General features: G+C 67.0%; 24 protein-coding genes. 14 read left to right on the top strand and 10 right to left on the bottom strand.

What is annotated here, in order from left to right:
• Positions 1-12 precede the first annotated feature (12 nt).
• On the top strand, positions 13-720 hold the full coding sequence (locus tag A9J21_RS05200) for a FadR/GntR family transcriptional regulator (protein ID WP_066732595.1): 708 nt from the start codon (positions 13-15) through the stop codon (positions 718-720).
• A gap of 114 nt (positions 721-834) precedes the next feature.
• Here the strand turns inward: A9J21_RS05200 and A9J21_RS05195 are convergent, their stop codons facing one another.
• Positions 835-1932 (bottom strand): hypothetical protein, encoded by a 1098-nt coding sequence (locus A9J21_RS05195; protein WP_082926231.1) that lies wholly within the window; start codon positions 1930-1932, stop codon positions 835-837.
• 181 nt (positions 1933-2113) lie between these two features.
• Here A9J21_RS05195 and A9J21_RS05190 point away from each other — a divergent pair, with 181 nt between their 5' ends.
• Both A9J21_RS05190 and eutC read left to right on the top strand, forming a co-directional pair.
• Positions 2114-3496, top strand: a complete 1383-nt coding sequence (locus A9J21_RS05190) for an ethanolamine ammonia-lyase subunit EutB (RefSeq protein ID WP_066732594.1) — start codon at positions 2114-2116, stop codon at positions 3494-3496.
• A 20-nt stretch (positions 3497-3516) separates the two neighbouring features.
• The gene (gene eutC, locus A9J21_RS05185; protein WP_066732654.1) at positions 3517-4308 is read left to right on the top strand and encodes an ethanolamine ammonia-lyase subunit EutC; all 792 of its coding nucleotides are present in this window, start codon (positions 3517-3519) and stop codon (positions 4306-4308) included.
• 15 nt (positions 4309-4323) lie between these two features.
• Here the strand turns inward: eutC and A9J21_RS05180 are convergent, their stop codons facing one another.
• The 4 genes from A9J21_RS05180 to A9J21_RS31370 all read right to left on the bottom strand — a co-directional run bounded on the left by A9J21_RS05180 (position 4324) and on the right by A9J21_RS31370 (position 7561).
• Positions 4324-4800, bottom strand: a complete 477-nt coding sequence (locus tag A9J21_RS05180; protein ID WP_066732591.1) for an aminoacyl-tRNA deacylase — start codon at positions 4798-4800, stop codon at positions 4324-4326.
• 33 nt (positions 4801-4833) lie between these two features.
• Complete coding sequence (locus A9J21_RS05175; protein WP_066732587.1) at positions 4834-5778, bottom strand: LysR family transcriptional regulator; 945 nt, start codon at positions 5776-5778, stop codon at positions 4834-4836.
• A gap of 85 nt (positions 5779-5863) precedes the next feature.
• Positions 5864-7177 carry an MFS family transporter gene (locus A9J21_RS05170; RefSeq protein WP_066732585.1) on the bottom strand — a complete coding sequence of 438 codons (1314 nt, stop codon included), beginning with the start codon at positions 7175-7177 and terminating at the stop codon, positions 5864-5866.
• Positions 7178-7348: 171 nt separating this feature from the next.
• Complete coding sequence (locus A9J21_RS31370; protein WP_156545671.1) at positions 7349-7561, bottom strand: hypothetical protein; 213 nt, start codon at positions 7559-7561, stop codon at positions 7349-7351.
• Between A9J21_RS31370 and A9J21_RS05165 the strand changes: the two genes are divergently transcribed.
• The 3 genes from A9J21_RS05165 to A9J21_RS05155 all read left to right on the top strand — a co-directional run bounded on the left by A9J21_RS05165 (position 7561) and on the right by A9J21_RS05155 (position 9768).
• The gene (locus A9J21_RS05165) at positions 7561-7893 is read left to right on the top strand and encodes a hypothetical protein (protein ID WP_066732583.1); all 333 of its coding nucleotides are present in this window, start codon (positions 7561-7563) and stop codon (positions 7891-7893) included. The genes A9J21_RS31370 and A9J21_RS05165 overlap by 1 nt on opposite strands.
• 124 nt (positions 7894-8017) lie before the next feature.
• Positions 8018-9175, top strand: a complete 1158-nt coding sequence (locus A9J21_RS05160; protein ID WP_066732580.1) for an acyl-CoA dehydrogenase family protein — start codon at positions 8018-8020, stop codon at positions 9173-9175.
• Positions 9176-9219: 44 nt separating this feature from the next.
• Positions 9220-9768 carry a hypothetical protein gene (locus tag A9J21_RS05155; RefSeq protein WP_066732578.1) on the top strand — a complete coding sequence of 183 codons (549 nt, stop codon included), beginning with the start codon at positions 9220-9222 and terminating at the stop codon, positions 9766-9768.
• Between the two features lie 38 nt (positions 9769-9806).
• On the opposite strand, the gene A9J21_RS05150 is transcribed toward A9J21_RS05155, so the two are convergent.
• Positions 9807-10178, bottom strand: a complete 372-nt coding sequence (locus A9J21_RS05150; protein ID WP_066732576.1) for a PHA-granule associated protein 4 — start codon at positions 10176-10178, stop codon at positions 9807-9809.
• Between the two features lie 90 nt (positions 10179-10268).
• On the bottom strand, positions 10269-13133 hold the full coding sequence (locus tag A9J21_RS05145) for a pitrilysin family protein (protein ID WP_066732574.1): 2865 nt from the start codon (positions 13131-13133) through the stop codon (positions 10269-10271).
• Between the two features lie 189 nt (positions 13134-13322).
• Between A9J21_RS05145 and A9J21_RS05140 the strand changes: the two genes are divergently transcribed.
• Genes A9J21_RS05140 through thpR form a run of 3 tightly spaced genes read left to right on the top strand, consistent with a single transcriptional unit; the run spans position 13323 to position 15985 of the window.
• Positions 13323-14885: a DNA-3-methyladenine glycosylase 2 family protein gene (locus tag A9J21_RS05140; protein WP_082926236.1), complete on the top strand. Its 1563-nt coding sequence runs from the start codon at positions 13323-13325 to the stop codon at positions 14883-14885.
• Positions 14882-15433, top strand: coding sequence for a methylated-DNA--[protein]-cysteine S-methyltransferase (locus A9J21_RS05135; RefSeq protein WP_066732572.1), 552 nt, complete (start codon positions 14882-14884; stop codon positions 15431-15433). The genes A9J21_RS05140 and A9J21_RS05135 overlap by 4 nt, the downstream gene beginning before the upstream one ends.
• A 3-nt stretch (positions 15434-15436) precedes the next feature.
• Positions 15437-15985: an RNA 2',3'-cyclic phosphodiesterase gene (gene thpR / locus A9J21_RS05130; protein ID WP_066732570.1), complete on the top strand. Its 549-nt coding sequence runs from the start codon at positions 15437-15439 to the stop codon at positions 15983-15985.
• Here thpR and A9J21_RS05125 read toward each other — a convergent pair.
• Positions 15969-16592: a LysE family translocator gene (locus tag A9J21_RS05125; protein WP_066732568.1), complete on the bottom strand. Its 624-nt coding sequence runs from the start codon at positions 16590-16592 to the stop codon at positions 15969-15971. The two genes, thpR and A9J21_RS05125, sit on opposite strands and share 17 nt — an antisense overlap.
• Before the next feature lie 137 nt (positions 16593-16729).
• On the opposite strand from A9J21_RS05125, the gene A9J21_RS05120 reads away from it, so the two are divergent.
• A complete protein-coding gene (locus A9J21_RS05120; RefSeq protein ID WP_066732651.1) occupies positions 16730-17656 on the top strand; it encodes a LysR substrate-binding domain-containing protein in 927 nt (308 codons plus the stop codon).
• Between the two features lie 209 nt (positions 17657-17865).
• Positions 17866-18660 (top strand): flagellar brake protein, encoded by a 795-nt coding sequence (locus A9J21_RS05115; RefSeq protein WP_066732566.1) that lies wholly within the window; start codon positions 17866-17868, stop codon positions 18658-18660.
• Positions 18661-18684: 24 nt separating this feature from the next.
• On the opposite strand, the gene A9J21_RS05110 is transcribed toward A9J21_RS05115, so the two are convergent.
• Both A9J21_RS05110 and A9J21_RS05105 read right to left on the bottom strand, forming a co-directional pair.
• Positions 18685-19533, bottom strand: coding sequence for an IclR family transcriptional regulator C-terminal domain-containing protein (locus tag A9J21_RS05110; RefSeq protein WP_066732564.1), 849 nt, complete (start codon positions 19531-19533; stop codon positions 18685-18687).
• A gap of 224 nt (positions 19534-19757) precedes the next feature.
• Complete coding sequence (locus A9J21_RS05105; RefSeq protein WP_231906809.1) at positions 19758-22091, bottom strand: patatin-like phospholipase family protein; 2334 nt, start codon at positions 22089-22091, stop codon at positions 19758-19760.
• A gap of 179 nt (positions 22092-22270) precedes the next feature.
• On the opposite strand from A9J21_RS05105, the gene A9J21_RS05100 reads away from it, so the two are divergent.
• The 3 genes from A9J21_RS05100 to A9J21_RS05090 all read left to right on the top strand — a co-directional run bounded on the left by A9J21_RS05100 (position 22271) and on the right by A9J21_RS05090 (position 24601).
• Positions 22271-22489, top strand: coding sequence for an oxidoreductase-like domain-containing protein (locus A9J21_RS05100; RefSeq protein ID WP_231906808.1), 219 nt, complete (start codon positions 22271-22273; stop codon positions 22487-22489).
• Entirely contained in the window at positions 22486-23358 is an 873-nt protein-coding gene (locus A9J21_RS05095) for an NAD-dependent protein deacetylase (protein WP_404851346.1), read from the top strand. Before A9J21_RS05100 ends, A9J21_RS05095 begins: the two co-directional genes overlap by 4 nt.
• Positions 23359-23704: 346 nt before the next feature.
• Positions 23705-24601, top strand: coding sequence for a DMT family transporter (locus A9J21_RS05090; RefSeq protein ID WP_066732560.1), 897 nt, complete (start codon positions 23705-23707; stop codon positions 24599-24601).
• The last annotated feature ends 4 nt before the right edge of the window (positions 24602-24605 follow it).

Here is a 24605-nt window from a genome sequence, read left to right as displayed (position 1 = left end):
GGAAAGGGATCGATGGGGGGCAGCGCACGCAACCGCGTGGAAGACATCATGCGCAGGATGGAGACCGCGCTGCTGGACGGCACATGGCCCGTCGGCACCCGGTTGCCGGCCGAACGCGTGCTGGCCGAGCAGTACGCCGTGGCGCGCAACACGATCCGCGAGGCGATCCAGCGGCTGGCGGCCCGTGGGCTGCTGCAGAGCCGGCGCGGGGCCGGCGTATACGTCACCGATCAGCTACGCACAGGCATTGCGTCGCCGTGGGGCCAGCTGGTGGCCGACCACCCCGCGCTGCGCGACGACATCCTGGAGTTCCGCCGCGTGCTGGAGGGCGCCACCGCCTATTTTGCTGCGCTGCGTGCCGATGCCGCCGACCTGAAACGTATACGTACCCTGCTGAAGACGCTGGAGCGTTCGCGCGAGACCGATGACAAGGCCGCCGAGGCCGATGCCGACGCGAAGCTGCACGACGCGATTGCGCAGGCGTCGCACAACACCATGTTCCTGCACCTGCATACGAGCGTGATCGGCATGTTGCGCGAACACATCACGATCAACGGTACCGGCCTGCGCGAGGCGGACGACGAATCGTCGGACCTGCTGCTGCGCCAGCACCGCACGCTGTGCGAGGCCATCCTGGCACGCCGGCCCGAAGAAGCGCGCACGGCCATGCAGACCCATATCGACTTCGTGCGCAGCAAGGTGGAAGGCGAAAGCGCCTGAACGGCGCCGCCGGGGAAGAGGCCGCGTACCGCACCGGCAGCAACTGGCCCGTAATTGGTCGTACCAGTTGCTGCGTACCCGTTCCCAATGGAATCAGTGACTTGGCGCGGCGGGCTACACCAGCTCGGAGGTGGTCAGCTCGCGCTTGACGTAGGCGTAGAAGATCGGCCCGGCAATCACGCCGGGGATGCCGTACAGCGTTTCCATCACCAGCATCACCGTCAGCAGCTCCCACGCGGCGGCCTGTATACGCGCGCCGATGATGCGCGCATTCAGGAAGTATTCGAGCTTGTGGATCACCACGAGAAAGAACAGCGACACGATGGCAATCGGCAGCGACACCGACAGCGAAGCGATCACGATGGCCGTGTTCGAGATCAGGTTGCCCAGCACCGGCAGCAGCCCGGCGATAAAGGTGATGGCGACCAGCGTCTTGGACAGCGGCAGGTGCTGGCCGAACAGTGGCAGCGCCACCAGCAGGTAGATCGACGTCAGGATCGTGTTGATCGACGAGATCTGGATCTGGGCGAAGATGAACTGCGCGAACGACTGCTGCAGCGTACGGGCGCGGTTGACCAGCGCGTTGGCCAGGGGCCGGCGGTTGGGCCGCGAAATGGCGCGGTACAGCGCCACCATGGCGCCGATGATCAGTCCCAGCACGATATGCAGCAGGGTGCGCAGGATGTCGGTGCCCAGCCGTTGCGCCATCTGGGCGTGTTCCTTCATGGCCGCAAGCAGCGTGGTAACCAGTTCTTCGGTACCGCTTGGCAGATAGTCGCTTAGCCAGGACGGCAGCTGGGCGCGGGACTGGTCGATGATGTCGGAGGCGTGGTCGAGCAGGCGGTCGAGGGTGGCGCTATCCACATTGAGGAAATGCACCAGCGCCCAGATGCCGCCGGTCAGGGCCAGCAGGATGATGGCGGACAGGATCGCCACGGCCAACGCGTCGCGCCGGGAATGGGTCAGGCGGGGCGCCAGCACGTCGACCAGCGAATACAGCAGCAGCCCGGCCAGCAGCGCCGCCACCAGGTTGGCATGCATGACCAGCAGCAGCGCCCCGGCGGTGAGTGCATATGACACCGCCGTGACGCTGAACCAGTTGCCGGGCGACAGGCGCGCGCAGCCGGATGACGTGGGGCGGGACGATGAGGGCGGGGCGTCGTTCATGGCGCCGTTGTCGGCGCGGTCTTCCGGGTTTTCCAGCTGCGGCATGTTACGGCTGAGGACGATTGAATTGGAATGAGTAGGCGGATTGTCGACGTGGCGCGTAACAATGGCAAGACAGCTTGAGCAGACAAGCGATCTTGCCCCGCCGGGCGCGGAACTTGCGTCCCCGCGGTGGCCTATATTTGGGAGCAGAAGACGGCGCAGCCGCGCCAGGAGACCGCCTGCCATGGCCTTTACCCATACCGTCGGCGTCCGCCGGCACGTGTTTGCCGACCTGCGCACGCTGCTGGCCCGCGCCAGTCCGGCGCGCTCGGGCGACGCGCTTGCCGGCATTGCCGCCGACAGCGAGGAAGCGCGCATGGCGGCCCGCATGGCCCTGGCCGACATGCCGCTGGCCCGCTGCTTGACCGAAGCGCTGGTGCCCTACGAGGACGACGAGGTCACGCGGCTGATCGTCGACAGCCACGATGCGGCGGCTTTTGCGGAAATCGCCAGCCTGACCGTGGGCGATTTCCGCAACTGGCTGCTGCGCCACGAGACCGATGCCGCCGCGCTGGCCCGGGTGGCGCCCGGCATCACCCCGGAAATGGCGGCCGCCGTCAGCAAGCTGATGCGCAACCAGGACCTGGTGGCCGTGGCGCGCAAGTGCCGGGTGGTGACCCGTTTTCGCGGCACCATCGGGCTGCCCGGCCGGCTGGCCGTGCGGCTGCAGCCCAATCATCCGACCGACGACCCGCGCGGCATTGCGGCGTCCATCGTCGACGGGCTGCTTTATGGTTGCGGCGACGCCACGATTGGCGTCAATCCGGCCAGCGACAACCTTGGCGCCATCGTCACGCTGCTGAAGCTGATCGACGACATCCGGGCCCGCTACGACGTGCCCACCCAATCGTGCGTGCTGACTCATGTCACGAATACGCTGCGCGCCATGGAGCAGGGCGCGCCGGTCGACCTGGTGTTCCAGTCCGTGGCCGGCAGCCAGGCCGCCAACGCGGCGTTCGGCGTCTCGCTGGCGCTGCTCGACGAGGCGCGGCAGGCGGCGTTGTCGCTGGCGCGCGGCACGGTGGGCAACAATGTCATGTACTTCGAGACCGGCCAGGGCAGCGCGCTGTCGGCCAACGCCCACCATGGCGTGGACCAGCAGACCATGGAGGCCCGCGCCTATGCCGTGGCACGGTGCTTCGAGCCGTTGCTGGTCAACACGGTGGTGGGCTTTATCGGCCCCGAGTACCTCTACGATGGCAAGCAGATCATCCGGGCCGGCCTGGAAGATCATTTCTGCGGCAAGCTGCTGGGCGTGCCGATGGGCTGCGACGTCTGCTACACGAACCACGCCGAAGCCGACCAGGACGACATGGACACGCTGCTGACGCTGTTTGGCGTGGCCGGCATCAACTTCATCATGGGCGTGCCCGGCGCCGACGACATCATGCTGAACTACCAGAGCACGTCGTTCCACGATGCGCTGTACCTGCGCGAGGTGCTGGGCCTGCGGCCCGCTCCCGAGTTCGAGGCCTGGCTGCAGCGCATGGGCATGCTGGACAGCGCCGGCCGGCTGTTGGCGCCCTCCGCGCGGCAGCCGTTGCTGACGATGGCCGAATCGCTCTGACCCCGATCCAGGAGATGCCGATGCCGAACCGCCCCGCACCCACCAAGCCTCCGGAGCCCCCCGGGCAGTCCGCAGATCCCTGGCGCCGGCTGCGCCAGTTCACGCGTGCCCGCGTGGCGATCGGCCGCACAGGTCACGCCCAGACCACGGACACGGTGCTGGCATTCGGGCTGGCCCATGCGCAGGCGCGCGATGCGGTACACCTGCCACTGGACGCCCAGGCCATCGGCGCCGCGCTGCAGGCCGCCGGGCTGGACGTGGTGCATGCCCACAGTGCCGCGCACGACCGCCAGGAATACCTGCGCCGCCCCGACCTGGGCCGCCGGCTGGACGACGACAGCCGCGCAGCGCTGGCCCCCGATCCCCAGCCATACGATGTGGTCTTTGTGATTGCCGATGGCCTGTCCGCGCTGGCCGCGCAACGCCACGCGCTGCCGCTGCTGCAGGCCGTGCTGGCGCGGCTGCCGCCATGGCGCATCGGCCCGGTGGTGGTGGCCCGCCAGGCGCGCGTGGCGCTGGGCGACGAGATCGGCGAACGGCTGCAGGCGCGCCAGGTGGTGATGCTGATCGGCGAGCGGCCGGGGCTCAGTTCGCCCGACAGCCTCGGGATCTACCTGACCTACGATCCGCGTGTGGGGCGTACCGACGCGCAGCGGAACTGTATTTCGAACGTGCGGCCGGAAGGGCTGCCCTATTCGCAGGCGGCTGACAGATTGGCGTTCTTGCTAAGGGGCGCGGTGGCGCTGGGGCGATCCGGCGTGGACCTGAAAGACGACAGCGTCGCCAGTGCGGCGACGCTGCCAGGGGCGTGAAACGCCAGGAGAAGGCTACGACATCATCACGCGCGAGAACTTGCCGCGCTGCGCGTCTTCCATCAGCATCATGAACTGGTCGCGGTCCATGTGGACCAGTTCCAGGTGGTCGCCCGCCTCGAACCAGACTTCGGGTTCCTCGAACAGGCTTTCGTCGACGTAGGTCTGCATGCCGTACGACATCGCGCACGGCGGGATGGCGCCGAGATCGCAATCCTTGAAGACTTCGCGGATCTCGTCCTCGTGCGCCAGTACCAGCTTGCGGCCCGTCATGTCGCAGAGCGTCGACAGCTGCAGATGGTGGTTCGACGGGATCACGGCGGCCACGTAGCCGCCTTCATCCTCGAGCAGCAACGTCTTGGCGAGCCGATGCCCCGGTACATGTGCCGCGTGCGCCGTGGCCATGCTGCTGAGACTGTAGGGGTGACGAATAATGTCGAACCGGCTGTTCATGCGGCTGAGCCGGCCAGCCAGGGTGCCTGCCATTGCCATGATCGTCTTCCTTCCCGCGCGCTTGGGCGTGGTTTAGTCCTGAGTGTTCTCACTATAGGCACTGTCGCCGCGCATGCGAGGCCAGATTGCCTGCAGCTCGGTCTTCAGGAACGTCAGCAGGTAGCGCGTAGCCATGGTCTGGTAGCGATTGGGCATCGTCAGCATGTAGAGCTTGCTGCCGAACACGCTGATGCGGTAGTCGGGCAGCAGCGGCACCAACGTGCCGTCTTCCAGATCCTTGCCCACCGCATAGAGCGGAAAGATGCCGATGCCCAGGCCGCTGACCACCGCATCCTTCAGGAACGCGAAGTTTTCGGAACTCAGCGTGGGCGCCAGCACCACCTGTTCGCGCTCGCCGGTGGCGTGGCGGATACCCGAGGCCTTGAGTTTCTGGCCGATTGGCGATGCGCAAACGATGGCATGGGCGCCAAGGTCGGCCAGCACCGCCGGCTTCGGCCTGCCGGCCAGATAGGCCGGTGCGCCGCAGACAATCCAGTCGACCGCGCCGATCTCGGTCGCCACGACCGAATCGGGCGGCGTCGAGATGATGCGCAGCGCCACCTCGACATCTTCGGAGACCAGGTTGTGGATGCGGTTGTCGAACACCACGTCGAGCGTGATGTCTGGATAGCGCTGCTTGAACTGCACCAGCAGCGGCGACAGCATGGCGTGCCCCAGGCCGGTAGGTACCGACAGCCGCACATGGCCCTGCAGGCTCTTGCCCATGCTGCTGATCAGCGCATTGGCGGCCGCCACTTCGCCCAGGATGTTCCTGCCGTGCTCGTAGAGGCCAGCGCCCACCGGCGTGGGTTCCACGTGGCGCGTGGTCCGGCGCAGCAACTGCACGCCCAGTTCTTCTTCCAGCGCCTTGAGGTGGTAGCTGACATTGGCGCGCGTCATCTTGAGCTTGCGCGCGGCGGCGCTGAGGTTGCCGGCGTCGACGATATCGACGAACAGGCGCAGGGCGTTGAGGTCCATGACGAAGCTGGCGCGGAAATGAAAAAGGGGCCCGAAGGCCCCTCAGTTTGCCATGACGCCAGGCGTGCGCGTCTCGGCGGGTGTCTCAGTGCTCGTGATGCAGGTACTTCGCCTGGCGCGGCAGCCGCAGGCTGACCAGGAAGGCGATGGCCATCATGACGGTGACATACCAGTAGAACGCCGTCTCGTGGCCCACCGACTTCAGGCCCAGTGCCACGTATTCGGCCGTGCCGCCGAACAGCGCATTGGCGATGGCGTAGGCCAGGCCCACGCCCAGCGCGCGCACTTCGGGCGGGAACATCTCGGCCTTCACGATGCCGCTGATCGACGTATAGAAGCTGACGATGGCCAGCGCCACGCAGATCAGCAGGCCGGCCAGTTCCGGGCTGGAAACCGTCTTCAGCGCGGTCAGGATCGGCACCGTGGCGATGGTGCCCAGCGCGCCAAACAGCATCATGTTGTGGCGGCGGCCGATGCGGTCGGACAGCGCGCCGAAGAACGGCTGCATGCACATGTAGAGGAACAGGCAGACCGTCATCACGTAGCTGGTGGTCTTGATCGGCAGGTGGGCCGTGTTGACCAGGAACTTCTGCATGTACGTGGTGAACGTGTAGAAGATCAGCGACCCGCCGGCCGTATAGCCGAGCACGGTGAAGAACGCGGCCTTGTGATGGCGGAAGATCTCGCTCACGGTGCCCGCTTCCTTGCTGTTGCGCTGCTGCGCGGTGGTGGTCTCATGCAGCGTGCGGCGCAGCAACAACGCCACGACGGCCGTGACGGCGCCCACCACGAACGGAATGCGCCAGCCGTAGGATTTCAGTTCGGCTTCGGTCAGCAACTGTTCCAGAAGCACGATGACCAGCACCGCCAGCAACTGGCCGCCGATCAGGGTCACGTACTGGAACGACGAGAAGAACCCGCGCCTGCCCTTGAGCGCCACTTCGCTCATGTAGGTGGCGGTGGTGCCGTATTCGCCGCCGACCGACAGGCCCTGCAGCAGCCGCGCCACCAGCAGCAGCGCTGGCGCCCAGTTGCCGATGGACGCGTAGGTGGGCAGGCAGGCAATCAGCAGCGAGCCGAAGCACATCATGACCACCGAGATCAGCAGCGAGTTCTTGCGGCCGTTGCGGTCGGCGATGCGGCCAAACAGCCAGCCGCCGATCGGCCGCATCAGGAAGCCCGCCGCAAACACGCCGGCGGTGTTCAGCAGCTGTGCCGTAGGGTCGCCCTTCGGGAAGAAGGCCGGCGCGAAATAGATCGCGCTGAATGCGTAGATATAGAAGTCGAACCATTCCACGAGGTTGCCCGACGACGCGGCCACGATGGCAAAGACGCGCTTTCTGGTTTCTTCGGGGGACGGTGCCGTGCCGTTGACGGCGGAGGAGGCGATGTCTGTCATAGGACCTTCTGTTCTTGGCTTGGCGGCGGGGGAGCCGCTGGGTACGGACGAGGAGAGCGAGGTGCGACGTGAATCGGCAAAACCGCCATGCCGGCCTGGGGCGTCGCAAGTCGGGCCCGTGTGCCCGCCCAGCGTAGCGCGGAACGGCCGGCCACCCAAGGGGGGCGGCTTTCATTGTGCCGCCTGCGTATTGCAAATGCCTTGCCAGCAGGGGTTTTGCGCCGCATTGTCCGACGGGCTGAATAGAGTTTTTACAAAACGCACCGTGGCGGCACGAAAATCCTGACCCATGACATCGGTCACAGCACCGGCTTGCGTGGGCCGCACGGCTGCGCAATCATGCAGTTCGATTCTGAACGCCGTGCCTTTCAACTCCCTTGTCAATGTCCAATCTGCGCTTCCTGCCATTCCTGCTGGCCCCGTTGCTGTGGCTCCCCGCCGTGGCCGTGCTGGCCGAGGGCGATCCCAACCTCGTGCAGTGCCAGCGCATCAACAAGGCGCAGCTGCGGACGGCCTCCGAGGAAACGCTGCTGTTCCTGCGCTGCCGCGCGCGGCAGATTTCCTATGAAGCCCCGCGCCTGCGCGGTGTCACGCAGAAATTTCGGGACGACCTGGTGTTCGCCTGCCTGGACCAGGCCGACGAGATCGAACACCAGCTAAGGGTGAGTCATGGCTATACGCGTGAGTCGCTGGCCCGCAAGAAATGTGACCAATAGAGCCTTTCTGGCTATTGTCAAATTATCTTGACGGTTCTGTCCAAGTTGGCGTGGATTGTCAAAATCGATGGTCGGCGTACCATTGGCGGCCATTGTTGTTGTACCGACTCACCCGGAGACTGTCATGGCCCTCGACGCCGAATCCTTTTCCCTGCTGCGCGCGTCCGTGCAGCGTTTCATCGATGAGCGCCTGAAGCCGGCCGAAGATACTCTCGAGGAAATCGATGACGTGCCGGCCGACATCGTGGCCGACATGAAGGAGATGGGCCTGTTCGGCATCTCCATCCCGGAAAACTACGGTGGCATCGGCCTGTCGATGTCGCAGGAATGCGATGTGGTCTATGACCTCGGCCACACGGCCTTCGCGTTCCGCTCGGTCTTCGGCACCAACGTGGGCATTGGCTCGCAGGGCATCCTGATGGATGGCACGGAAGAGCAGAAGCAGACCTACCTGCCCAAGATCGCCAGCGGCGAACTGGTCATCTCCTTCGCGCTGACCGAACCGAACGCCGGTTCGGACGCCGCATCGCTGCAGACGCGTGCCGAGCTGGATGGCGACCACTACGTCATCAACGGCACCAAGCGGTTCATCACCAACGCCCCGCGCGCCGGCGCCTTCACGCTGATGGCCCGCACGGGCGGCCCCGGTGCCTCGGGCATTTCGTCGTTCATCGTACCGGCCGACACCCCGGGCATCTCGCTGGGCAAGCCCGACAAGAAGATGGGCCAGCGCGGCACCAAGACGTGCGACGTGGTGCTCGAAAACGTGCGCGTGCCGGCCGCGAACATCATCGGTGGCGTGCCGGGCGTGGGCTTCAAGACGGCCATGAAGGTGCTGGATCGTGGCCGCCTGCATATCTCCGCGCTGGCTTGCGGCATGGCACATCGCCTGATTACCGATGCCGTGGCCTATGCGAAGGAGCGCAAGCAGTTCGGCAAGCCGATTGGCGACTTCCAGCTGATCCAGGCCATGCTGGCCGACAGCCAGGCCGAACTGTACGCCGGCCTGTCGATGGTGCGCGACTGCGCGCAGCGCTACGACGCCAAGCCGGCCGGCCAGAGCGACCCCGAGGTGAGCATGCTGGCGTCCTGCACCAAGATGTTCTGTACCGAAATGGTGGGCCGCGTGGCCGATCGCGCCGTGCAGATCCACGGCGGCGCCGGCTACATCGCCGAATACAAGGCCGAGCGGTTCTACCGCGATGTGCGCCTGCTGCGCCTGTACGAAGGCACCACGCAGATCCAGCAACTGATCATCGCCAAGCAGCTGCTGCGCGACTGATCCGGCTGAACGCAGCGGACTGACCCAAGGGGATAGGAGACAGGATGAGCAAGATCCAGGTTGCGGCCCCACAGGGGATGGCCGCTGCAGACAACCACGGCGCAGTGCATCGCCTGCGCGCCGTGGTGGCGACGTATCGCACCACGCTGCAGGCCTACACGCTGGTGGTGTCGGCCGACACGTTGATGGCACTGTCGAACGGCCCCGAGCCGACGCATTCGGCACGCGACTATCGTGCCCAGGCACACCTCGACCGCCTGCGCCACGCCGTGCGCGATTGCGGACTGGCGCTGCCCAGCGCCATTGTCGTGGCGGTGGCGGGCGGCACCATGCGCTGCGAATGCGACCATCTCTACTCGCTGGATCTTGATTCGCGTGCCGGCGACAGCCTGATCGTGCTCGACGGATACGATCGCCTGGCCGAGCTTGCCGATACCGGGCGCGGCCATATCAAGACGCTGGTCACGGCGGTGTTGTGTTCCAACGTGACAACCGCTGCCGAGCCCACCCTGCCCGCCACCGAGGCCGACTGCGCGCTGATGCACGTGTCGGCGGCCGCGCGCTGGGCCGGCGCCACGCGCGTCTGGCAGTAAGCCGCGCGACGCGTTGACGCCGCGCCGATGATCGGGGCTCAGGCCCAGATCGTGTCGACTTCTCGCAGCAGATGGCCCGCCAGGATGTAGTCGCCAAGGCGCGATGCCTTGGCTTCAAGGTCCAGCAAATCCCGATCGGCCAGCAGGCCCAGGTCGAACTGGCAGTACAGGTTGCGCTGCCGGAACGTGGTCTTGGGCCTGCTCAGCCCTTCAAGCAGGGCTTCACGTGAGCGGACGGCGATACTTTCCTGTCCGCGATATTGCACCTTGATGCCGCGCTTCTCGCCCAGCCGGCCGAGCTCGATGGCATCCTGCCATCCGGTCTCATAGTCCAGCTCAAGCCCAAGCGCCTGCTCCGAGGCCAGAAGCCTGAGCGCTTCCGCCTTGCTGCCAGCTCGCACAATTGACATCCATACCTCAAGTCACAAAAAGGACTGTATAAATATACAGTGATCGGGCGGTTGTCTCAAGGGCCGCGTGGGGTCGCGTCCCCGGACGGCTCAAGGCTTGCTGGCGTCGGGCGGTGCGGCGGCCGCAGGTGTTCCGGCTTCGGCAGGAACCGCCGCCGGCACCCCATTGCCCGCGCCGAAATCGCCAGCGAATGCCTGCGTCAGCATGGCCGGGCCCAGATAGCGCCGGATCGCGGCATTGACGGCTGCCGGCGTGGCCGTGCGGATGCCTTCCTCGATGGCCGCCGTGTGGGCCATGGTCCGGCCCAGGTACGCCTGGTTGGCCAGCGCGCCAGCCAGCGCCCCATCGCGCGTGCGGCTGACCATGCCTTGCTGCAGAAGGCCGCTGGCCGCTTCCGACAGTTCGCTGGCCGTGATGCCATCGCGGACAAAGCGTGCCATCTCTTCGTCGACGGCCTTGCGCAGGCGCGGCAGGTTCTGTGGAGCATAGGCGGCCCAGAGCCCGAACCGTCCCGCGCGATCAAGCGCGCCGATTGTCAGCGAGCTGGACACCCCATAACTGATGCCGTCCACCTGGCGCAGGCGGTCTGCCAGCCGGCTGCGCATGCCGGTACCGCCGAACACGCGGCTCGCGATCAGCATCAGCGGGTAGTCGGGCGAGTCGCTGACCAGGTCCACGGGCTGCGCGGCCACGTAGACCGCATTGGCCTTGCCCGGTGTGTCGAGCGTGAAATCGGTAGCCGGAATTGCCACGAAAGGCCGGTCCACCCGCTCGAACGGCACCTCGGCGCGCCAGTCGCCAAACAGGAACCCGGCTTGCCGGACGGCGTCGTTGGCATCGAAATCGCCAACAATCGCCAGCTGTGCATGCTCCGCGCCGTAAAAGCGCGCGTGGAAGTCCCGCAGGTCGGCCACCGAAACGGTACGCAACTGCGCCACGCTTTCGTCGAACGTTGGCGTGTAGCGCGGGTCGCCGGGCGCGTACGGATTGCCGTGGCGGCCCAGGGCATTCGGCGCCAGCGCGTTGGGCTGCTTGCGCTGGCTCTCGATGCCGGCAATGCTGCTGGCCCGCAACGTCTCCAGTTCGTTGCCCGGGAAGGTCGGCATGCGCAGCACGGTGCGCAGCAAGGCCAGCACGTCGGGCAGGTACTCGCGCCGCGTGTCGAAGCGGACGGTCACGCGTTCGTCGCTGCCGGAGATCGATACGTTGGCCTTCAGGGCCTCGAAGCGGTCGGCGATCTGTTGCCGCGTGAAGGCCCCAGCGCCGCGGTCTAGCATCGCACCGGTCAGCGATCCGACCGAATTCTTGCCCTGCAGCGCCTGGAGGTTGCCGATGCGCAGGATCAGCGTGCCGTTGACGGCGCCACCGCGCGTGGGCTTGGACAGCAATGCCAGCTGCATGCCATTGGGCAGCGTCTGGCGCACCGTATGCGCATCGATATTGGCTGGGCCTGGATCGAAGGCGGCCACCGCCTGCGCGGCCGGCTTGCCTGTGTAATGCTGCGTCAGCGCGGCCAGGTCGGGCGCGGCCGGGATGGCCGCCAGCTGCGGCTTGTCGCCCGGCACGAACTCGCCCACCGTGCGATTGGCCGGGCGGAAGTAGTTTTCCGCCACCCGTTGCACGTCGGCCCGGGTCGTGGTCTCCACGCGGTCGCGGTTGATGAAGAACAGACGCCAGTCGCCCTTGGCAATCGCCCCCGACAGCGCGACGCCGTAGGCGGCCGGATCGTTCAGCGTTTTCTCATAGGCGTTGCGCAGCCGTACACGGGCGCGCTCGATTTCCTCGTCGGTCACCGGATGCGTCGCGACACCCTCCACGGTGGCGATCAGCGCATCGCGCACCGGTTCGATCGGACGATCCTTGCTGGTGCCCGCCGCGAACTGGATCACCCCCGGATCCTTCATCGACGTGAAGAGCGACCCCTGCCATGCCGCCTTGCGGGTGTCCACGAGGCTGCGCTCCAGCCGGCCGCCCGGCGTGTCCGCCAGGATGACCGCCAGCATGTCCAGCGCGGTGATGTCGGGGTGGGCGCCGGGCGCCACGTGATACATCGCGGACACGATGCTGCTGTCGCCAGGCCGCACCAGCGTCAGTTCGCGCGCGCCTTCCTGGGCGGGCTCGACCGTGTATTCGGTCGGCAGTACGCGCGCCGGACGCGGAATCGGTCCGAAGGCCTGTTCGATCCGGGCCAGCGTGCGTGCGGGGTCGAACTGCCCGGTGACCACCAGCACCGCATTGTCGGGCTGGTAGTAACGGCGATAGAACGCCTGCAGGTTGTCGATGCCCACGCGTTCCACGTCGCTGCGCGCGCCGATCACGGCCTTGCTGTAGTTGTGCCAGCGGTAGGCCGCCGCGTACATCTGCTGCTGCAGCATGCGCATGGGATTGTTCTCGCCAATCTCCATTTCGTTGCGCACCACGGTCATTTCGCTGTCCAGGTCCTTGCGCGCGACGAAGCTGTTGACCATGCGGTCGGCCTCCATGCGCAATGCCCAGTCGAGGTTGTCCTCGCTGGCCGCGAAGGTCTCGAAGAAATTGGTACGGTCCTGGTTCGTGGTGCCGTTGTACTGCATGCCGCGCCGCGCAAACTCGGTGGGAATGGTCTTGCCCGGCAGCGACGGCGTGCCCTTGAACAGCAGGTGTTCAAGCAGGTGCGCCATGCCCGTTTCGCCGTAGTTCTCGTGGCGGCTGCCCACCAGGTAGGTCATGTTGACCGTGGTGGTGGGTTGCGCGTCGTCGGGCGCCAGCAGGACGCGCAGTCCGTTGGGCAGCCGGTATTCGGTGATGCCTTCCACTGTGGTGACGGGCGTGGCGCGTGCCACTGGCGCGGCAGGCGGCGGTGCCGCCAGCGGCCCGGTGCGCGCCGCGTGGGCGGCGGGGATGCTCAGGCCGCATACGAGGGTCACGGCAATGGCGGCCATGCGGGTCATGCCGGCAACGGGACGACGATTCATGCAAACTCCAGAAGCGGCGCGCAACGCCGCAGGTGAGCAGATTCTAGCCTTAGCGGCGTGCCGTGCAACGCGGTCGACCGCACTTTCAGAATCGGGCGCAAAGTGACGTCGCCATTCCTCCGGAACGGTTTCAGGAGAATGTCCGATTCCAGCGCATCCGGCGCGCCGCCCTGGCGTAGGATGCAGGCCATGGAACTCGATCCCGACACCTGCTACAAGGCCGTTGCGTCACACGACCGCCGCTTCGACGGACGCTTCTTCGTAGGCGTGTCGTCAACGGGCGTGTACTGCCGGCCGATCTGCGCGGTGCGCACGCCGAAGCGCGAAAACTGCACGTTCTACGAATCCGCCGCGGCAGCGGAAAAGCATGGCTTCCGGCCGTGCCTCCGCTGCCGTCCGGAACTGGCCCCGGGCCATGGCCTGGCCGACATCTCCGGGCGGCTGGCGCAGGCCGCTGCCACACTGATCGACGAAGGTTTCATGACGGGCGCCGGCGTGGCACAGCTGGCCGCGCGGATCGGCGTGACCGAGCGTCACCTGCGCCGGTTGTTCGATGCCGAGTTTGGCGTGTCGGTGCATGAATATGCGCAGACGCAGAAGCTGCTGCTGGCCAAGCGCCTGCTGACCGATACCGCGCTGCCCGTGACCGAAGTGGCGCTGGCGGCCGGGTTTGGCAGCGTGCGCCGCTTCAACGACGTGCTCAAGGAGCGCTATGGCCTGACGCCACTGGCGATGCGCAAGCGGGCTGCCGACGGCATGGCCGATCGCCTGGTTTTCGAGCTCGGCTATCGTCCGCCGCTGGCCTGGGCCGAATGGCTGGGCTTCCTGGCAGTGCGGGCCGTCGACGGCATCGACCAGTGTCACGGCGAGGTCTACACGCGCACCATCGCCATCGAGGCGGGCGGCCACCGGCACCTCGGCTGGGTGCGGCTGGAACACGTGCCAAAGCGCACGGTGGTGCGGGTCACGTTGTCCGGCTCGCTGGCGCACGTGATTCCGCAGGCGCTGGGCAAGGTGCGCCGCCTGTGCGACCTGGGTTGCCGGCCCGATATCGTGGACGCCCACCTGGGCGAACTGGCGGCGGGCACGCCGGGCATGCGCCTGCCGGGCACGTTCGACGGGCTGGAGATTGCAGTGCGGGCCATCGTCGGACAGGTGATTTCGGTGGTGCAGGCGCGCCGCATTCTGGCGCGGCTGGTACGCATCGCTGGCGAACCGTTGCCAGCGCAAGCGCTGGCGGGCCTGGCGCATCCGGGCGGCCCCGATCCGGCGGCGCCGCTGACCCATGCCTTCCCCACCGCGCAGGCGCTGGCCGCGCTGCCCGATGCCGATTACCAGGCGGCCGGGGTATCGGTGCCGAAGATCCGTGCGATCAGGGCGCTGGCACGGCAGGTGGCAGCCGGCGAGATCCGGCTCGATCCGCATGCGGCGCCGGACGACACCGTCGCGCGGCTTTGCGCGATCGAAGGCATCGGTGACTGGACGGCGCAATACGTAGCCATGCGCGCGCTGGGCTGGCCCGATGCCTTCCCCGGCACCGACTACGCACTGCGCAAGGTGCTGGACGTCAGCACCGTGCGGGCGATGCAGGCAAAGACCGCGCAATGGGCACCTTGGCGGGCCTATGCGGCGATCCATCTGTGGCATCGCTACGAGGAAATCAAGGATGGTGCGCAGGCGCCGGCTGGCGGCGTCGGCGGCAATGACATCCGGAACAGCAACATCAAGGACAGCGAGGAAGAAGCAGCATGAACAGCTATCAGATCATCGACAGCCCGCTGGGCAACATCCTGCTGCGCGCGCAAGACGGCCTGCTGACGGGCGTGTTCTTCGCGGGACAGAAGTACTACCCCAGCCAGGCAAGTGCCACGGGGCCGGCGTCCGACGCCGATGCGCGCGTGCTGGCGCAGGCGGCGGACGAACTCGACGCCTATTTCGACGGCCGGCTGCATACGTTCACGGTGCCGATCCGGTTTGCCGGCAGCGCCTTCCAGCAACGGATCTGGCAGGCCCTGTGCGACATCGAATTTGGCGAAACGTCGACGTACGGACAATTGGGCGCTGGCCTGGGCCTGCCGCCGAGCCATTCGCGCGCGGTGGGCGGGGCCGTGGGGCGCAATCCGCTGTCGGTCATCGTGCCATGCCATCGCGTCCTGGGCGCCTCGGGGGCGCTGACCGGCTATGCGGGTGGGGTCGATCGCAAGCGTGCGCTGCTGGGCCTGGAGGGCGTGCTGCAGCCCGGCGGCGCAGGTGGGCCGGGCCGCGCGCAGGCGGGCCAGGCCGCGTTGGCGCTGTATTGAACGGTGCCGCGGCTATTTATCGCGATCGACACGCCGGCCACGCTGGCGGACAGGCTGCTGCAAACCCTGCCTGCTCATCGTGATATCCGGCCCACGCCAGCCGCGCAGCTGCACCTGACGCTGCGTTTCCTGGGCGATTGCGATGCGGCGGCCACGGCAGAGATCGCACAGGCGCTGCATGCCGTGGACGTCAAACCCATGCAACTCCACGTTAGCGGGGTGGGCCGCTTTCGGGGCCGGCAGGGTTCGATCCTGTGGGCCGGGCTGGCCGAATCGGCGCCCTTGCAGGATTTGTTCGATTCCGTGACCGCGGTGCTCGACACCCAGGGCGTCGCGCCCGACCCCCGCCGCTTCCGGCCGCACCTGACCCTCGCACGCAGCCGTCCGGGCGCACCCGAGCCGCTGCTGCGCGACTGGCTTGGTGCGTTCCACAACCTGGCACCGCCGCCATGGAGCGTCGACCGGTTCCTGCTCTACGAGAGTTTTCTGAGCAAGCAAGGCGCGCGGCACGTGGTGCGCGACACCTATCGGCCAGCTACCCCAGGTTGCTGACACCGAGCGCCACGCCAAGCCCGCACAGCGTGGTGCCGATAACCCGGTCCAGCAGCCGCTGGCGCCGCAGCATGGCCGCGCGCAATGCCGGCGAGCCAAAGCACCACGCGACGATGCCGAACCACACCAGGTGCGCCAGCGACATGAACAACCCGTAGCCGAACTGCGCCGCCAGCGGCGTATGGGGGCTGACCACCTGCGTGTAGGTGCTGACCACGAACAGTGTGGTCTTCGGGTTCAGCGCGTTGGTCAGAAAGCCCATGCGGCAGGCCGCCGCGCCGGAAATGGCCGCTGCGGCCGTGGTGTCGACGGCCAAGGCCTTGCGGTTGCGCAGGGTCTGGATGCCGATCCACACCAGATAACCCGCACCCAGCAGCTTGATGATCGACAGCACCCCATGGGCATGGGCAATCAGCAGCGACACCCCGAACATCGTATAGGCCACATGCACCTGCACGCCCATGGCGATGCCCAGCGCGCACAGCAGCCCGGTGCGCCGCCCGAACAGGTAGCTGTTGCGGGTGACCATGGCGAAATCGGGCCCCGGGCTGATAACGGCAAGGATGGTGATCGTGGCAACGGCGGCAAGTTCGGCAAGCGGGGTCATTTCTGGTCAGTTTTCGTTGTGGAAGGTGGCGGCGGCAGAGACCTGGCAGGCGCCATTCTGTCTCGCAGAAATGGGTACGGAAAGCGATTTATACTGGCGCAATTCCGTGAGTAAAACTGACTGATCGCATGGCTTCGATGCACTGGCTGGGCTGGATCCGCTTTTTCGAGGCCGCGGCGCGGCACCAGAATTTCGCCCGCGCGGCCGCCGAACTTCACCTGACGCATGGCGCGATCAGCCGCCAGATCCGGCAACTGGAAGACGCGCTGGGCGTGCCGCTGTTCGAGCGGCGCAACCGGGCCGTATTTCTGACCGAAGCCGGGCAGACGCTGCACGCGGCGGCCACCCAATCGATGGATCTGCTGGCGGCGGCCGCCGAGCGGATCCGCGCGCCGGCCGCGAATGCGGCGCTGGTGCTGTCGTGCGAACCCACCATTGCCATGCGCTGGCTGATTCCACGGCTCAGCCGGTTTTCGGCCGTCCATCCGGACATCCCGCTGCATCTGATGGCGGCCGGGGGGCCGGTGGACTTTGCCGCCCAGGGCATCGACGTTGCGTTGCGGCGCAACGATTTCGCGTTCGACCCGCGCTGGCATACCAGCGAACTGGCGCCCGAGCGCGTGGGGCCGGTCTGTCGGCCCGACCAGGCATCGGTCGCGCTGGCCGATGCCGTGCGGCTGCATACCCGCACGCGCCCCGATGCCTGGCAGCGCTGGGCCCGCAGCGCCGGGGCGGCGCAGCCCGGCAGCCCGGACGGCGCCAAAGGTGGCCTGGCCGGACAGCGCGACGCCTGGTACGAACACTTCTATCTGAGTCTGCAGGCCGCGGCCGCCGGCCTGGGCTGGGCCGTCGCATCGGAATGGATGGCTGCCGACGAACTGGCCGATGGCCGGCTGACCGCACCATGCGGGTTTGTGCCCGATGGCTCGGCGTATCACCTGATATCGCCAGTGCCGTTTGCCAGGGATCCGCGCCGCGAGGCGCTATTGCAGTGGTTGCGCGCTGAACTGGGGCGGCCGGCCCCTGGTCCGGCACCTGGTTCGGCGGACACGTCCATGGGGTAACGGATCGATGCGGAAAGCGCAGCGGAAGCTACCCCACCGAAGTCGGTTTCTAAAGTTACGTCGTATTTTGCCGAAGGCCAAGGCATATGCTTGCGTCGCTAAGGTGGCGCGCTTACCATGCGGCGGCTGGCGCGCCGCGCGCTGACAGATCCATTGCCCGCCCGCCCCGGCGACCCGCGGCGCAACCACTATTAGAAGTAGCGTATTCCATGAGTCTTCAAGATCCCCGCGGGCCGCAGGAAGGCCAATCCTTGTCCCAGTTCGAGGGCGAGTCCGACGAGCGGGACTCTGCGCAGTCGGATGAACGCTACCGGCTGACGCACAGTTCGCAGATCGGTACGGTGCTGCGCGACATGGCCTGGCAGAAGTGCCTGCTGAACGTGCGCTCGCGCAATGGCTCGGAAATCGTGACGTCGATCCTGCACGTCGACCCGGCCAACAAGACATTTATTTTCGACTGGTGCCGTGCCGATGCCGAGCGCCAGGCGTTGATGGGCTCGGAGATGAACGCCTTTTCGGGCCTGCTGCGCGGGGTGCCGGTGAACTTCGTGGTGGGCACGCCCGGTGCCACGCGTTTCGAAGGCGGCCCGGCCTTTATCGCCGACTTCCCCGAAAAGCTCTACCACTTCCAGCGCCGCCGCCACTTCCGCGCCCGTACGCTGCTGACCAAGGGTTATCGCTGCGAGATCGTGCTGCCGGATTCGGTCGACAAGTCCACGCTGCAGCTCGATATCGCCGACCTTTCGCTGTCCGGCGTGGGCCTGCGCTCGCGCCAGGTGGGCGCCGACCTGCTGCCGGTGGGCACGGTCATCAAGAAGTGCCGCCTCGATTTTGCCGAGCTGGGCCGGCTTGAGCTGGACATGCAGGTGGTGGGCCACTGGCTGGTGGGGTTTGACGACAACACCGTCCACCACTACGGCTGCGCGTTCCTGAATCCGGATGGACGCATGGAAAACTTCCTGCAGCGCCTGGTGTTCCAGCTGGAACTGGCGCACCGGGGCTGAGCCCCGGTTCGGACCTCAACAGGGTCAGCTTCCCACCAGCTTGCCGATCGCGGCTGCCGCCTCGCGCATGGGGCCGAGCAGCCGCGCGATCATTTCGGATTCCGATACCTTGTTGGCCTTCACGCTCACGCTGATGGCCGCCACCACCATGCCCGTCTGGGCGCGCACCGGCACGGCAATCGCCCGCAGGCCCGGCTCCAGTTCCTCGTCGATCAGCACATAGTCCAGTTCGCGTGCGCGCTGGAACGCCGTTTCCAGCTCCGGACGCGAGACCTTGGTCAGCAGCGTGCGCGGGCGCAGTTCGGCATGTTCGAAGAACGCTTCGAGCACGGCGTCCGGCTGGTGGGCCAGCAGCAGCCGGCCCGTGGATGTGCAATACGCCGGCAACCGGCTGCCCATGCCCAGCGCGTGGGTCAGCACGCGATGCACCTCGGAACGCACCAGGTACAGGATGTCGATGCCATCGAGGATGGCCAGCGCCGACGTCTCGTGAACCCGCGCGCTCAGCGTGTCGAGGATGGGCTGCGCCGATGACACCAGCGACGTCGACGAGAAATAGGCATGCCCCAGATGCAGCACGCGCGGCCGCAGGGCAAAGTGCCCGTCCTGCTGGCTTACGTAACCGAGCTGCTCCAGCGTATAGAGGCAGCGCCGCACCGATGCGCGCGACAACTGCGTGCGTTGGGCCACCTGCGAGATAGTGAGCGGCCGCTTGCGCTCCGAGAACGCCTCCAGCACGGTCAGGCCGCGCGCCAGCGACAGCATGAAGTTCGGATCCCCGGCAAAGCTCTTGAGAATGTCGGCCGGCGGATGGGCGGCGCGGACAGTGTCGGCCTGGGCTGGCTTGAGGTGGATGGGATTGGGGGCGTCCATGGCAGGGGGCGATGCGCTGTTCGATAATCGCGCATCTTAACGCTCCGGCACGTAGATTGCCGAATTCCGGACAAAAAAATGTCGCCGATTGGGGCGGCGACCGGGGAAGGGGGTGTCAGGAGGACGGGGGTCCAACCGACATCGTCGAGTATAGAGAGCCGCACAGAGACATTACATACAACTAACGAGGGGGTTCGGTGTGCCGCACTTTGTGGCACCCGCGCCTAAGGTTTGCCCAGGAACAGGTAGAAGGCATAGTGTCCGCCGGATGCCCGGCCGTAGGCCACGTACAGCGGCCCGATCGGGCTGTCGACGCCCAGGAACAGCGATCCCGACTTCAGCAACCCGGTGGGGCTGCCCGCCACCAGCGGCGCGCCTACCCGGCCGGCTTCCAGCGATGCCCCCGCGTAAACCCCTTCCAGCAGCGTCTGCTTGACGAGCTTGTTGTAGTAGACCAGCCGGGCAAACTGGATATTGCCGCCGATCAGTTGCCCGGTGCTGTAGCCGGACTGCTGCAGGAATCCGCCCCACTGGAACAGGTCGTAGCGGGGCAGCCCTGGTCCGCCGATGTTGCTGCCGGCGCGGATGCCCAGGTTCACCGTGCTGTTGCCGAATGAATACGCGCCCGTCGCCGTCAGTTCGCCCTTCGTATAGGTATCGGTCGCCCCCATGCCGGCCTGCGACGAGAACACGTTGACCGATCCGCCATAGCCAAATCGCGGGAAGTTGATGCTGTCGAGCTGGTCGAACAGCAGCCGGCCGGTGATGGCCCGCCGCTGCACGTCGCCGCCGGAGGTTGGCGCAAGCGATTCGGGGCCGGTGGACAGCGATACGTTCTGGTGCCCGATCAGCACGCCAACCCGCGCCTCGCCATACTTGGTGAACTGGCTGCCCACGTCGAACGCGATATCGGTGCGGCGCAGGTCATATTCGGCCACCTTGCTGTCGCCGCTGTAGACGTTCACGGGCCGGCGCTCAAGCTCGATGCGCGGCGCCACGAAGAACTGCTGGCGCGTATCGAGCGGCTGGTAGAACTCGCTGACCAGGCTCGACGTCTGGCCCACCTGCACGTCGTTGCGCCATTCCGCGCCCAGCGAATTCAGCCAGGTGCGGCGGTAGCTGGCGAGCAGGTTGAAGTAGGCATTGCCACGGAAGTCCGAATTCAGGCCCAGCCCGAAGCGCAGGTAGTCGGGCCCGTAGCTCTTTTCGATGGCCTCCACGTTCAGCACCCGCTTGCCCGGCTCTTCCAGGAAACGGTAGTTCACGTGCTCGAAATCGCCCGTGCCGAACAGGCGCCGCATGTCGCGGTCCAGCGTGGCCTGCGAAATTGGCTCGCCGGGGCGCGTTTCCATCGTGGCGGACGCAAAGGCCGGGTTGACACGCTCCAGCGGCGCGAAGCGGATTTCGTCGACCGGCCGCAGGTCGGGCGGCGGCAGTGCCCGCTGCGCGACGCGCAGGGTGGCGTACTGATCTTCCGGCAGCGACAGCGCGGACAGCCGGTCGGCAACGCGCTGCGCGGCGGCTTCGCCAATCGGGATGGTCTTGGGCAGGTGGTTGAAGTCGCCGGCCGAGAAATCGCCCAGGGCGGGTTCGATCAGGATGTCGGTCGGCTTCAGCGACGCCAGCGACGTGCGCACGTTCTGTTCGGTCAGGATATTGAGCATTTGCCCGGTCACGCCGATCAGAGAGGTCAATTCCTCGCGCTTCATCAGCGGCGTGCCCAGGTTCACGGCAATGATGATGTCGGCGCCCATGGCCCGCGCCACATCCACGGGCAGGTTGTCGGTCAGCCCGCCGTCGACCAGCAGCTTGCCTTCGTACTCGGTGGGCGCCACCGCGCCGGGCACCGACATGCTGGCCCGCATGACATTGGCGAGTTCGCCCTCGCTGAAGACCACGGGCGTACCGGCCACCAGGTCGGTGGCCACGGCGCGGTAGGGAATCGGCAGCGAATCGAAATCGCGATAGCCGGGCGCATTCGCCAGCTGGCGCAGCACGGTTTCAAGCTGCACGCCCGACACCGCGCCCTTCGGCAGCAGCAGCCCGTCTGACCGCACCCCGATCTCGGGCGTCACCAGGTTGGTGTGATCCTCGATCTTGCGGCGGATGGCCAGGTCCTGGCGCGGTGGCCGTTCCTTGAACAGCGCGTCGGTCGACAGGCCGCCAACCAGCTTTTCCATATCGGCCGTGCTCATGCCCGTGGCGTACGCGCCGCCGACCAGCGATCCCATGCTGGTGCCGGCGATGCAGTCCACCGGCACGCGTAGCGATTCCAGCACCTTCAGTACGCCGATATGCGCCGCGCCGCGCGCACCGCCCCCCGAAAGCACCAGGCAGATGCGCGGGCGGCCGTCCGGATGTGGCGGCAGGGCCGGGGTGGCAATGGGCTTGCCGGGCGTGGCGGGTGCAAGTACCGGCGGGGCGGTAGGGGCAGGATTGGGCGGCGGCAATACCTGGCGGCCCGCTTCGGCCGCGATGGCGGCGGCGCAGGCCAGCATTGCCGCCAGGCCTGCGGCGGACCGATGCAATGCGGAAGTGACGCGCGTGGCAGTGACCATGGCAATAGGCAGTCCGCCGTGTACCGGTTCGGCGCCACAACACTATCAGCAGCGTCCAGCCCGGCACAGCTTTGTCGAAACAATTCAATATCGCCCCGGTTTCCTGCATATCAGGGATTGCCTTGGCATGCATTGGACCAAAGACCCTGATCGGGCAGGCGTCATATACTGGCGCGGTTTTGGTCTTCCACTGCCCAGCCGTGTCCGCCGCCGAGTCCTTCCCGCCGCCCGATGATCCCAAGCCGCAGCCGCCCGAGCGCCCCGGCGACAACGAGTGCTGCCAGAGCGGCTGCGACCCGTGCGTGTTCGACTTCTACAACGACGAGATGGACCGCTACCGCCAGGAGCTGAAGGCCTGGGAAGCGCGCCAGGTCGGGCGCGTCAAGGTGGATCCGTGAGCCACGCCGCGGACCGCGACGGCCCCGAAGATCTGGACAGCCCCGGCGCGGTGCTGCTCGACTATGTCGAACGTCATTCGCGGCTGTTCGTGCTGACCGGCGCCGGTATCAGCACCGATTCCGGCATTCCCGGCTATCGGGACCAACAGGGGCGCTGGCAGCGTTCCGCGCCGATGACGATCACGGCATTCCTGAGCGGGCATCCGGCGCGCCAGCGCTACTGGGCGCGCAGCATGGTGGGCTGGCCCGTGGCGGACGCCGCGCAGCCGAACATCAGTCACCGCGTGGTGGCGCGGCTCGGCGACGCCGGGCGCGTCACGGGCCTGGTGACCCAGAACGTGGATGGCCTGCACCAGCGCGCCGGCAGCCGCGATGTGATCGAACTGCACGGCAGCATCGGGCAGGTGGTGTGCCTGTCGTGCGCCACGCAGTATCCGCGCACCTATATCCAGCGCTGGCTCTGGCTGCACAATCCAGACTTCCGCGATGTCTCGGCGCTGCCGGCGGCCGATGGCGATGCGCACCTGGAGTCGCCGCTGTTCGACAACTTTGCCGTGCCCGACTGCGAGCGTTGCGGCGGCGTGCTCAAGCCCGATGTGGTGTTCTTTGGCGAATCGGTGCCGCGTGACCGCGTGGACGCGGGCCGCCTTGCGCTCGATGCGGCCGATGGCATGCTGGTGATCGGTTCGTCCCTGACCGTGTTCTCGGGCTACCGCTTCTGCCTGTGGGCCGCCGAGCGTGGCCTGCCGGTTGCGGCACTGAACCTGGGCACCACGCGTGCCGATCCGCTGCTGACCTGCAAGATTTCCGCCCCGATCGGGCCGACCCTGGCAGCGCTGGCGGCGTCGCTCGGGCTCGATGCCGGTTGACCCCGCTGGCCGGCACGGCTAGGATTTGTCCGTTGCCCGCGCGTGTTGCGCTTGCCTTGCGGGCCCCCCGCTCTACCGATCACACCATGACGCCCCGAGCCATTGCCACCCTTGCTGTTGCTGCCGTTGCCGCCGAACCGTGCGGCCTGCCAGCACGCGAGCGCGGTCTGCTCGGTGCCGGTCCTGTCGCGCCTCCCCCGTTCGCGCCGCCCATGGCGCCTCCGACGGCGCCCCCACGCGGCTGATTTCCGCCGCTTTTTGTCCCCGGCTTTCCTGATGGATGACGTGCTGACGCTTGCCGCGTCAGCACGCGCCGGGGCCTGCGTGGTTTCGACAGGACCAATCAATGACTTTCCAGAAAAATGCCGTGGCGGCAGGTGCTGCCACGCAAACGCGTGCGCGCCTGCTGGCCGCACATGGTGCCACCCCGTTGTTCGTGCTGCTGTGGAGCGGCGGCGCCATCTTCAGCCGCTGGGGCCTGGCGCATGCCTCGCCTTTTGCCTTCCTGACATTGCGCTTTGTCATCGCGCTCGGCGTGCTGGCGTCGATCGGGCTGCTGCGCCGCCGCCTGCTGCCAGCCGCCGGTACGCGCGGCCGCGTGGCCCTGGCGGGCGCGCTGATGATCGGCGGCTACTCGATCTGCTACCTGCTGGCGCTCGATCACGGCATGACGCCGGGCGTGCTGGCGACGGTCCTTGGCGTGCAGCCGATCCTGACGCTGCTTTGGTCTGAGCGGCGCGTCTCGCTGGTGCGGATGGCCGGACTGGCGCTGGCGCTGGGCGGGCTGGCCACCATCGTGGCCGACAGCCTGCTGGCGGCGCGGCTGTCGGCGGGCGGCTGGGTTTGCGCGCTGGGCGCGCTGGCGTGCATGACCACCGGGGCTGTCTGGCAGAAGGGCGTGAAGCAGGCGCCGATGGAGGTGCTGCCGCTGCAATACACGGTGGCGCTGCTGATGTGCCTGGCCTGCCTGCCGTTCCAGCCGTTCCGCTTCGAACCGGTGGCAGGCTTTTTCGTGCCGCTGCTCTGGATGGGGATCGTGATCTCGGTGGCGGCAACGCTGCTGTTCTACCGGCTGATCCAGCGCGGCAACCTGGTCAACGTCACCAGCCTGTTCTATCTGGTGCCGCCGGCCACCGTGCTGCTGGATTACCTGTTCCTCGGCAACCGTCCGGCGCCGCTGGCGCTGGTTGGCATGGTGGCGATACCGGTTGGCCTGGCGCTGGTGTTCCGGCCCGCGCGCTAGTGCG

The sequence above is a fragment of the Cupriavidus sp. D384 genome (genome assembly GCF_001652915.1).
Lineage (GTDB): Bacteria > Pseudomonadota > Gammaproteobacteria > Burkholderiales > Burkholderiaceae > Cupriavidus.
This window is presented reverse-complemented; position numbering and strand designations above follow the sequence as displayed.